This is a genomic window from uncultured Nostoc sp. (assembly GCF_964245445.1).
GTDB lineage: Bacteria > Cyanobacteriota > Cyanobacteriia > Cyanobacteriales > Nostocaceae > Nostoc.
On sequence record NZ_CAXTNE010000268.1, the window covers coordinates 1 to 10,756 of the forward strand.

General features: G+C 41.5%; 10 protein-coding genes. 3 read left to right on the forward strand and 7 right to left on the reverse strand.

What is annotated here, in order from left to right:
- The first annotated feature begins 163 nt into the window (after positions 1-163).
- Entirely contained in the window at positions 164-532 is a 369-nt protein-coding gene (locus tag ACFE90_RS30790) for an STAS domain-containing protein (protein WP_012411454.1), read from the forward strand.
- Positions 533-619: 87 nt separating this feature from the next.
- Here ACFE90_RS30790 and ACFE90_RS30795 read toward each other — a convergent pair whose 3' ends face one another.
- Positions 620-1,222 (reverse strand): chromophore lyase CpcT/CpeT, encoded by a 603-nt coding sequence (locus ACFE90_RS30795; RefSeq protein ID WP_375506141.1) that lies wholly within the window; start codon positions 1,220-1,222, stop codon positions 620-622.
- A 204-nt stretch (positions 1,223-1,426) separates the two neighbouring features.
- On the opposite strand from ACFE90_RS30795, the gene psb29 reads away from it, so the two are divergent.
- Positions 1,427-2,134: a photosystem II biogenesis protein Psp29 gene (gene psb29 / locus ACFE90_RS30800; RefSeq protein ID WP_375506142.1), complete on the forward strand. Its 708-nt coding sequence runs from the start codon at positions 1,427-1,429 to the stop codon at positions 2,132-2,134.
- Positions 2,135-2,248: 114 nt separating this feature from the next.
- Here the strand turns inward: psb29 and ACFE90_RS30805 are convergent, their stop codons facing one another.
- From ACFE90_RS30805 to ACFE90_RS30815, 3 genes are all read right to left on the reverse strand, one after another.
- Entirely contained in the window at positions 2,249-2,611 is a 363-nt protein-coding gene (locus ACFE90_RS30805) for a phage holin family protein (protein WP_375506143.1), read from the reverse strand.
- A 260-nt stretch (positions 2,612-2,871) separates the two neighbouring features.
- Entirely contained in the window at positions 2,872-3,570 is a 699-nt protein-coding gene (locus ACFE90_RS30810; protein ID WP_375506144.1) for a biopolymer transporter ExbD, read from the reverse strand.
- Between the two features lie 41 nt (positions 3,571-3,611).
- Positions 3,612-4,340 carry a MotA/TolQ/ExbB proton channel family protein gene (locus ACFE90_RS30815; RefSeq protein ID WP_375506145.1) on the reverse strand — a complete coding sequence of 243 codons (729 nt, stop codon included), beginning with the start codon at positions 4,338-4,340 and terminating at the stop codon, positions 3,612-3,614.
- 368 nt (positions 4,341-4,708) lie between these two features.
- Between ACFE90_RS30815 and ACFE90_RS30820 the strand changes: the two genes are divergently transcribed.
- Positions 4,709-5,023 carry a YkvA family protein gene (locus ACFE90_RS30820; protein WP_375506146.1) on the forward strand — a complete coding sequence of 105 codons (315 nt, stop codon included), beginning with the start codon at positions 4,709-4,711 and terminating at the stop codon, positions 5,021-5,023.
- 98 nt (positions 5,024-5,121) lie between these two features.
- Here ACFE90_RS30820 and ACFE90_RS30825 read toward each other — a convergent pair whose 3' ends face one another.
- The 3 genes from ACFE90_RS30825 to ACFE90_RS30835 all read right to left on the reverse strand — a co-directional run bounded on the left by ACFE90_RS30825 (position 5,122) and on the right by ACFE90_RS30835 (position 10,703).
- Positions 5,122-5,499, reverse strand: coding sequence for a GxxExxY protein (locus ACFE90_RS30825; RefSeq protein WP_375506147.1), 378 nt, complete (start codon positions 5,497-5,499; stop codon positions 5,122-5,124).
- 41 nt (positions 5,500-5,540) lie between these two features.
- Positions 5,541-8,747, reverse strand: coding sequence for a glycoside hydrolase family 15 protein (locus tag ACFE90_RS30830; protein WP_375506148.1), 3,207 nt, complete (start codon positions 8,745-8,747; stop codon positions 5,541-5,543).
- Positions 8,748-9,452: 705 nt separating this feature from the next.
- A complete protein-coding gene (locus ACFE90_RS30835; RefSeq protein WP_375506149.1) occupies positions 9,453-10,703 on the reverse strand; it encodes a competence/damage-inducible protein A in 1,251 nt (416 codons plus the stop codon).
- Positions 10,704-10,756: the final 53 nt, after the last annotated feature.

The following is a 10,756-nucleotide window of genomic DNA, read 5'->3' on the forward strand; positions in this document are numbered from 1 at the left end:
CCACTCCCCCCTCCCCACAATTTTGCTGAGTTCAACTACAAAACTTAAGCACTTAGCAAAAAAAAGGTGACAATTTTAGCTATAGCTTGTTAATCTCAAGTGGCAGTATTAGAAAATTCTGTAACTAGTTAATCTTTAGAAAAATGTCACGGGGAGGGCTTTAGTGATTCATATAGACCAAAAAACTTATACAACCCAAGACGGAAACACCGTTATTGTCCTGACACCAGCAGGTCGCCTAGACATTACTACTGCTTGGCAATTCCGGCTGAAGTTACAAGAGTGTATTTCCAAACTTAGCCGCCATGTAGTTGTAAATCTGGCTCAGGTAAATTTTATTGATAGTTCTGGTCTCACGTCTTTGGTTGCTGGGATGCGTGATGCTGATAAAGTCAAGGGCAGTTTCCGCATCTGTAATGTACATCCAGAAGCAAAACTCGTGTTTGAAGTGACGATGATGGATACTGTCTTTGAAATATTTGAAACAGAAGAGGAAGCTTTAGAAGGTGTACCTCGTAGCATCGCTAGCTAAAAATCAGTTAGGAGTAGAGACGCGATTAATCGCGTCTGTACAAGAGTTAATTCAAAATTCATAACTCCTAACTCATAAATTATAATTTTATCTTATTGAATATTGGTTTCGCTTGGTGTAGCGATAAGGCCCCATAATCGCTCCCCAAGTTGCTTTTCCACTTACTGGATCGATTCCTTTGTCGTAGCTGTGGAATTCTGCCGCAGTAGCTTCAAAACCCAAGGAAACATTGATGCTATTGCCAAGATAAGTAAAGCTGCAACGAGTCTCTGGTAGTAGGGTAGCGGTAAACTTATAGCGATCGCCAGCTAGGGTTTCCTGAGTAACTGTTAGGATACAACCTGGTAGTAAATCTAATTGTTCGGATGTCAGTGTGTTAAGGAGAGCAGGGTTATTGCCTGCGCCTATTAATGCCTCTGGATCTTGAGGCATGTAGTATTGTACTTCCAAAGATGTGTCATTGCTGCCCTGACGCAACCGCATAATTCGCTGGCGGTAAGGTTTATCTAGCTTAAGAACGTTAGCCTGTTCGGCAAACAGGGTGATGCTATCTTCTGTGAACAGATTAATTGGTCTTTGCCACAGCCGGAGATGGACATACCAAATTGGTTCTCCTATGGCTTGTTCCTGATTATCAAATTCCCCAGCTAGATACTCACCCAAAGCAATTAACTGTGGCGAGAAGTTCATAAATGCAATAAAAAAATCATTAAGGATAAATATTTTTGGCTAGTTTTTTAGCGGAAAGGGTCTTAATCCCCTATGCCTACTAGCTTATAAAATACTTTTGATTTGTTTACATTGTAAATGAAACCGTCACCAGTCAAAAGCTCAACTTGGCAAAGTAGCCTTTAAGCGAGAAAATAAAGATACGTCGCCCTTAACATTTTCTTTGTGAACAACGTCCGTACTGTCTCTGATACAAAACGAACTTTTTACAATCTCCATACCCGTCCGATCAACACTATTTATCGTCGGGTAGTAGAAGAATTGATGGTGGAAATGCATCTGCTGTCAGTAAATATCGATTTTAGCTACAATTCAATTTATGCCTTGGGCGTCGTCACTACTTTTGACCGCTTCATGCAAGGCTATGAACCAGAACGGGATCAAGAATCAATTTTTAACGCCCTATGTCGGGCTATAGAACAAGATCCGCAACATTATCGACAGGATGCCGAAAGATTGCAAGCTGTAGCTAAAGGTTTGCCAGTTAAAGATTTAATTGGGTGGCTAGGCCAAACTACTTTTTTAGATCGAGATGGTGACTTGCAAGCACAACTGCAAGCGATCGCCAACAATCCCAACTTTAAATACAACCGTTTGTTCGCAATTGGTGTATTTTCGTTATTAGAACAATCAGATCCTGAATTAGTCAAAGATGAAAAGCAACTCACAGAGGCGCTAAAAGCGATCGCAGCTGGCTTGCACCTTTCTGATGACAAACTCAACAAGGATTTAGAGCTATATCGTTCTAACCTAGAGAAGATGGCGCAAGCGCTAATAGTGATGGCAGATATGCTCTCAGCCGATCGCAAAAAACGCGAACAACGTAAACAACAATCAACTACCCCCGTTGCTCCCCCAAGTTCCAACGAATAGTTAGGAGATGGAGGTAAGGAGTGATGAGTTATGAGTTAAGAGTTGTTAATAACTCCTAACTCATAACTCCTATACAGACGGGATTAATCGCGTCTGTACTCCTAAATTTTTATTTTAGACGCCCAATAATTTGTAGATTAAGCTGTTAATTATAGTCAGCGCAAATGCCCCAATAACGGCACTCCAAATCCCGTAACGCAAGCGAAAGCCTTCTACTAACCAAGCAGCAAGACTAAAACAAACCACGGCAATCATAAATGTGAAAATGCTGGATAATAAGTCCAATGTGAGTAAATTTGGTACTGCAAAAACGAGGCTTAAAATCGGTCTAACTATTGCCGTTACGATACCAAGCACTGCGGCAGAAATGAAGGCTTTACCTGGAGTGTCAATTTCAACTCCCAAAGGTAATTTACTAATTATCAACAGGCTAATAGCTGTTACTAACCAAACAATTAAAAGCGTCACAATATTCATGCCACAACCCCTGAAACGTGAATGGCAATTGGTGATAAATTACTTCACTTGATCAGTGGAAAAATCTTTAAAGTTCAACCAATTATCTATAAATTAGCAGGAAATTTTTCTCTAACGGAATTTTATTTTAGATATCTTTAGGTTTGGGAAAAGTTTGAAGGGGAATGGGGAGTAGGAAAAGCAGGGGAAGAATATAAAATTACTTCTTTCCCCTCTGCTCCCTGCTCCCTGCCCCTCTGCCTCTTCCCCCTGCCCCTATCTCATCTTTTAAGACTAGGTTGGGTTTTTTTGGGTGCTACAGGGGCTTGGGATGCTGGTGGGTTGGAAATACCAGGATTGATAGGACTGATGCCTTGTCCAGTTGGAGGCTGACTTATGCCAGGAAGAGGTACAGGATTAGGTGCTAAGGGAAATTTCGGGGTAAGATTCCCTTCAGGATTGATGCCTGGGACTGGTGCGGTTGTAGGTATTGGTGTTGCACTAGGATCGATTGGGAAAGAAGGAATATTAGGCTGGTTGAGTGAGTTTGTGGGTGATTGAGATGGGCCAGGAATAATTCCTAAAGAAACGCGATCGCCTCCTACTTGCCGCAGTAAATCCAATGTTTCAATCACATCATTATAAGTTGCTGTTCGCGAAGCATTCAGCACCACAACGGCACTAGGGTTTGCTTGGAGATACTGTTTTAACCTCGCTCCCAAATCATCACGTTGTACAGGCTGTTTTTCTATGTAAGTATTACCGACGGCATCGATAGTTATAATCAGACTTCCACTTTGTGATGTTATTCCAGATACTGAACTGGGGCTGGCTTTGGGCAAATCAACATTTATAGCCTGTTGGCGCGTAAATTGTAATGCCGCTAACAAAAAAAACGTCAGAATACAAAAAACAACATCTATTAAAGGAATGATTTGAATTTGGACTTCTTCAATTGGGGTATGTAGATTAACTTTCATTTTTTCAATTTAAACGCCTAGTTCGGGAGTTGAATTCTTAACTAATTAGGTGCATTCGGGGGTTCAGGAGGTTCAGGTAACCTAGTCTTTCCTGGCTTGCGGGGTGGAGTGAAATTTTCCCGCACAATTACTGATGTACTATTACTAAAATCAGGGGGGGACTGACGGTAGAGCAATTCCATCTCATTCCCAGCCTTCCGAAAAACTTTGACTTGGTTGACTACAAAACTTTGAAATAGGCGATAAAATACCAAACTAATAATGGCAACTATTAGCCCTGTTGCCGTACTAATTAAGGATTCACCAATACCAGTAGTTACTCCGGCGGTAGATTCAGTTCCCAAATCACCAATCCGAATTGAGCGTAGGGAGCGGATTAGTCCCAAAACCGTACCCAACAATCCCAGCAACGGCGCGAGGGCAATTACGGCTTCTAAAAGTTTTTCGCCCCGCCGCATTCCAGCCAACTCATCTTCGGCTGTAGCCTCAAGTGCTAGTCGAAAGGTTTCTGCATCAGTTTTTGGAAAACGTAAGGGAGCATAGAGAAAACGCCCGACAGGCTGATGGCTTGCTTGTTTTGCGATGTCAGCAGCTTCTTGCCAATTATCCTGGGCAGCATCCAGAATGCGATCAACTATTTGCTTTTCCTGAGTCAAAATTCGCAACCAAAACCACAAACGCTCAAAAATCACACTCAACGACAGAATCGAGAGAACTAGCATTGGCCACATCGCTGGCCCGCCCTTATAAAATAAATCTAAAATATCCACTGTTTAAGTTTCCTCCCTCCATGACTAAAGCAAATGTGCTAAGGCATTTTAATTCTAGAGATTAATGCAAAATGAGGGACTTCCAAAATATAAATTTACCGAAAAGCTAAAAAGACACTGCAAGTATGGGGTATTTGACTTAGCTGCTGGACAAACTTGCTGCTGGATTGCCATAATTCCGAATTACTAAAATCACTAGACGTTGTAATTGTCAAACCCTTGCGGTATTAAACTTTTATGCAGAATTACAGAATAGGTATTTGCTGACAGATTACGAGTAGCGTCTTCCAGACTAACTAGGGCGGTTATTCGCACCGGAAGTTTTTAGGATAATTTGTCAAAATTAAAAATAAATGGAGGTTCAAAATATGAAATTTTCAATCGAATCACTTTACATCTGGTATCGCAGTGTGCTTCGTAACCCTAAGTACCGTTGGTGGGTAATTTTAGGAACATTAGCCTATTTGGTCAGCCCATTTGATATTCTTCCAGATTTTGTACCCGTTGTGGGACAGATTGATGATGTTTTCCTTTTGACTCTGCTAGTTTCTGAGGTGTCTGGGCTAGTAATTGAGGGCTGGAAAGCTCGTAAGGGTGAGGTAGGTACTGAAGCATCTAATACTACTGAGGGTTCTACCTCTACTGAAAGTACTATTGATGTTGATGCTGTTTCTGTTAAGTAGTTTTAACAAAACCCCTGCTTTTGGAATCTGAGGTGGGGGATATTTTTTTTTAACGCAGTGGAACGCAAAGGGAAGCGCAGAGGTTCGCAGAGGGGGAGTTAGAGGTTGTTGGCTACGCGTTTGATACCTTCTCTGAGGTGGAGGACGTTAAAGTTGAGGAGAAGACCTAGTTTGCAGTTTGCTAGTTTGAGATAGGTTAGGAGTTGGACGGAGTGAATCGGGTGGAAGGATTCTACAGATTTAATCTCTACAATTATTTGGTTTTCGACTATCAAATCTAATCGATAAGCGCATTCTAATTGCACATCTTGGTAAACTAAAGGCAATGGAATTTGCTTACCAACATTCAATCCAGCTTTGTTCAACTCATAATTCAAACACTCCTCATAAGCGGACTCCAACAAGCCAGGCCCCAAAGCAGTATGCACCCTCATCGCACAACCAATAATCACCCCACTCAAATCATTCTCTCTCATCCTCTGCGCTCCTCTGCGTTTCCCTCTGCGCCCCTCTGCGTTTAAAAATCCTTCACAAATTCCGTCAAGAACCTGAACGCCTTCAAAATATAACTAGCGCAATCTCTAGGTGAAGTATTGTAAAACGATCGCCACGCACTCGCCTTATCCTCGTCATAGCGATCGCTTCGTTGACTATGATTTTCTAGCCACGCTAATCGCACTGCATGACCAATTAACACATCCAACACAATATATTCTTCAATTTGCAGCTTGGGATTATTAGCTGCGATCGCTGCTAATTCGATTAATGCTTCAATATTAACTTGGCGATATTCTGTAGCTTCAATTTTATTCAGCAAATGCTCAACTAACAGAGCAAAATTTCTTTCCCCGGCTGTCATTTCCGACAGCATTATCTCACTATCTAAACGATTGCGTCGCTCTAATTTATCGCCAATTACTAGACCCTTGCAATGTTGCATTAATAGCCAAACTTGTTTAAAAAATTCTTTTGGTACGCGCCCCGTCGCACCCTCGGCTTGGCGAAACCGTCGCCAACCACCCGGCGGAACTTCTATCCCTTCGGCAATTCCTGGTAGCACCACCCAAGCAATATCACTTTCTTTTTGTTTGACGTGCAGTGATTCTTGCTGGCGCAACAGGTTACTCATGCCAGTATATCCAGTTAATACTTGACGCAAACGCACTTTAACTTCAAAGGGTGAAAGTTGCATTAAGTGATCGTAAGCTTCATCTTGAGTGAGGTGCAATTCTCGGGCTAGTTCGCTGGTGATCAATAAGATGAGATAGCCGACTCTCAGCGTTAGTAGTCCCTGGAATAGTTCGGGTTCTGAGTGAATTAAGATACCAAGATAGATTAAAATCTCTTGAGTTAGGACGCGATCGCGGATATCCTCACGACAAAAATGATTAATTTTATCGGCAATTTCATCGTGAGACATGGGTACGCTAATCAAGGACGCTTCACTGTAAGCTTTACCTACAGCAATTTGCTTACCGCGCACCAAAATACTCGTTACTGCATCTGATAGGCTGATATCAACCATTTGCCTTAACCCCGCAGCCCGGCGTACCACTGCCCAAATACCTAAATCTCCAGCTTTGGTGTAAACTTCATCTAGTAAATCCCCTACAGTGACAGGATATCCTGGACCGCCATATCCTGTATCAAATTGCATTCCCTGCAAGCGAGTCAAAGTTTGCAATAACTCAATTTGCTCGTAAATATTCTCTGATGAACGCAAATAAGAAAGTAATAATCCGAAGTTAGTTTCATACTCCATTTGAAATTCTTGGGTATGTCCTAACCGCCAGTTTTTCTCAGGATGATAAGCTAGATAATAGCAACGTGGGCTAGCATTTTTTACTGGCGATCGCGAGAATTCTGCATTTGGAAGAAAATCAATTCTTTGGATTCCGGCTGTCAGCATTAGCTGATTTAACCGCCCTAATTTTACCCGCACACCGTTACAAACACCATCTTTCAGTTCTTGCATCAATTCTAGTAATGCTTCCGAACCGACTTCTAACATGGTGTGCGTCAACATTAAAGTCAAGGTAGGACGACCTAATTCACTCCAATATTTTTGAATGTAAGCTAGTTCGCTTCTAATTTGATCCAGTAAAAAATGGTGATCAAGGGTTAAGTAAAACTGTTGAGAGTCGGAAAAGGAAGGCAAAAATACAATTGTTTCACCACTAATCCTAAAGATTCTAGATGTTGTTAAACTCCGCAACCTTCGCACTGGCCGTCCAGTTAAACCAAGTTTATTGTTACGTCCAATTTGGGTATAAATAGCTGAAAATTCTCCAGCTTTTCTCACTTGAATCGGTTCTACTTGGGCGGGTGTTTGCGCTTCAATTCCGTGAACTTCTAGTTTTGTTTGTAAATCTTCATCTTCTGCTAACAAGGCAATTTGTACCAATGCCTCGCGCTGTTTACCCACACACAAATGTCTTCCTAAAGGGTCGATATCACCAACCGCTATTAAACCTTCACTCAACATTTCACTGAGAAAATATAAACTCTGCGCCCATACCAAGGGAATATTTTCATTAGGGAAACGTGGTTGTGTTTGGGGTGCTAACTTTTCTGTCTCTATGTTTTCTGCTGGAACATAATAGAGTTCTGGCAATAAACGCAAGCTATTTTGTTCTATAAGTAATGATTCTAAAAGATTTTGGTATTTTTTAACTTGTTCTTGTTCGCCGCGAAATAATCCATCTAGAACTAAATAAGTAAAAAATAACGGCCATTCGCATTCAATATGCTCAAATTGTTTGAGTTCCCACGGTTCGTAGTGTAAGCGGTGATTATCTTCTAAAACGGTTTGGTGTCCATCACGCAAAAAGCGTTTGCAGCCGTATTTACCTGCGAGTTTATTAATAATATCGTTTAAAGTGCGATCGCGTAATTGCAAATTTTCCACTGCAAAGGCAGGATAACTAATAATACTCAACAGCGCCGCATCAATTTCTTTGGAACCAGATTCCCTTGGTAATAAGGATTCTAAAGTAATCCGGGCGCGGGCAATTTCATCTGGTAGCACATGAATCACCGATGCTTGACTACCACGCACACCAAACAAATCCAGTCCGTTGATAGCTTCTAAAGCAGCTTTTGCCATGCCTACAGAACTGGCATTTAACTCAGCATTACCCCGATTAATTTTATTCCCACGTTCCCAAATGCCGTAATCTGGTGTGCGATAGGCTCGTCCAATGTAGTAAACTAAATTTTGGACGAAATTCACTTCATCAATCGTATAAATTATTTGTACTCCTGCTGCGGTCATTTGCGCCAATATCAGCAAAAATATAGATGTGGCATCAAGTTGCAAATGTCCCCATTCATCATCACCAACAACAATGTCACCAGTCGCGGTATTATATTTGGCGTGCAGTCCATCTAGTAGCGACTGAGTATGTTTAAATGTCTCTACTTTATGAGCTTGTCGCATCATTGCAAACAACAACCCGCGCATCAGTTTAATGACACTGTGTTCTAGTTCATAGGTGCGTCCTTCGTCCTCGTCAATTTTACGGTATGCAAGTCCTAAACCCCAAACTGCTAAAATGCTGTAAACATTGTCTCGCACCCAGGCATCAGTATAATCACCGTGGGCTGTAATCGCTGTACTCGCAGGTAGTAAACCAGTAATTGGATTTTGGCGAGTCAGGATGATCGTTTTGATTTGCTGGTAGTAATAGTCCAGGCGAGATAGCAATTTGGTAGATGTTTTCATGGCTTGGTTCAGAACAACTTGCAAAATTTGACCCTGTGACTGTCAACTGAATTACCTAAACCAAGTCAGAATAAGTTCTGTAATGGTTGATGAGAGAACAGCTAAGGGTGGTGTGAGTTTATTATTATCTCCTGTTAATACGCCTCTGGGTACTGAATTTTAGCGATTCCGAACTAAAATATGATATTTTTCAAATATTCATCCATATAAGTAATTATTTATACATAAATAATTATTCTCTTATGGGCTAGACAACAAAGCTTCCTTACTTTGGATCAAGCTATCTCAAGATCAGAGAAAAAATATTTATCGCCATTAAAACTCTTTAAAGTTTTGCGATCGCATAAAATACGTAATTCATATATAGGAATCGCAAAAATTTCTTCTATCTAATCAGCTTTCACGAACTTTAGAGACGCCAAGTGCTGTAGGATATCTTGCAATCAATCTTAGAGCTAATTACTTGGCTGCGACGATAAATTACTCACCTCAAGTCAAAGTGATTGTATGGAACTTAGCTCAACTTTATCCAAAATTAAGAACTCGGTTTTCTTGATACGGCAAAAATCCTAGCTTTTTGGCAAAAAATTTTTAGATGTCACCGAGAATCAGTGACATCTAAAACATAAAACTACTGCTCCACAAAGGTTTCAGCGTCAGCTTGAGTTTTTCTAAAAAATGGATAAAGTCGAGCTAACATCCCTGCTACCTCGTCAACAACTTTCGCCGCAGATTATCTAACGCTGCATTCGCGCTGACATGACGAATTAAAGCTCGACCTCGCATTGTACCAAACTGATACTCAAAACTTGCCACTTCATCCTTTGGCCCAGCTAAACCAATGTAAACTAAACCCACCGGCTTAGTATCTGTCCCTCCAGTTGGGCCAGCAATACCAGTAATACTCAATCCCCAAGTTGTTGCAAGGCGGGTTTTAACTCCAACAGCCATTTGCTCTGCAACGATCGCACTTACCGCCCCAAATTTATCTAAGTCTTCCTGGTTAACCCCCAATAGTCCAACCTTCACCGAATTGTCATAAGAAATTACTCCACCCCAAAAGTAATCAGAACTCCCAGAAATCTCAGTCAACATTTGCCCTAAACCGCCCCCAGTGCAAGATTCTGCCACAGAAAGCGTTTCTTTTGATACCTGCAATAACTGACCAACCACGGAAGCAAGAGTATCATTATTAACGCCGTAAAAATCCAGTCCGGCAATTTCTTTAAGCTGTTTTTCAATGGGCGCAATTAGGTCTTCTGCGGCTGCTTCTGAAGTGGCTTTAGCTGAGACTCGCAATCTTACTTCTCCTTTACCTGCATAAGGGGCTACTGTGGGATTTGGCAACTTCAAATAGGAAGAAACTTTTTCCGCCAAAGCAGATTCACCAATACCCCAAAACTTTAAACTCCGACTGTAAATAATTTCTTTACCCCAACCTTGACTTTTGAGAAATGGCACGGCTGTTTCTTCCCACATCAGGTGCATTTCACTGGGAACACCAGGAAAGGTAAAAATCGTGATTTCAGGGCGAGGTTGCCAAATAATACCGGGTGCTGTTCCAGTGGGGTTGGGGAGAATTTCTGCACCTTGGGGAATCAAAGCTTGCTTGCGGTTACTTGGTGACATAACCCGACCTCGTTGCGCGAATTTTTGGGTTATGTCTTCGATGATGTCAGAACGTTCTACCAACGGGACTTTAAAAAAATCGGCGATGGTCTCGCAGGTAAGGTCATCTGGTGTTGGGCCGAGTCCACCAGTGAAAATGAGAATTTGCGCTCTGGAAATAGCAATTTCTATAACTTGCTTTAACCGTTCTGGATTATCCCCAACCACTGTTTGATAGTAATGGGGAATTCCTAGCTGCGCTAATTGTTGCGCCAAAAATTGAGCATTGCCATTGAGAATATCTCCTAGCAGCAGTTCAGTACCAACACAAATAATTTCTGCACTCATTGGAAAGAATAGTTAGAAGTTAAGAGTAGAGACGCGATTAATCGCGTCTGTAC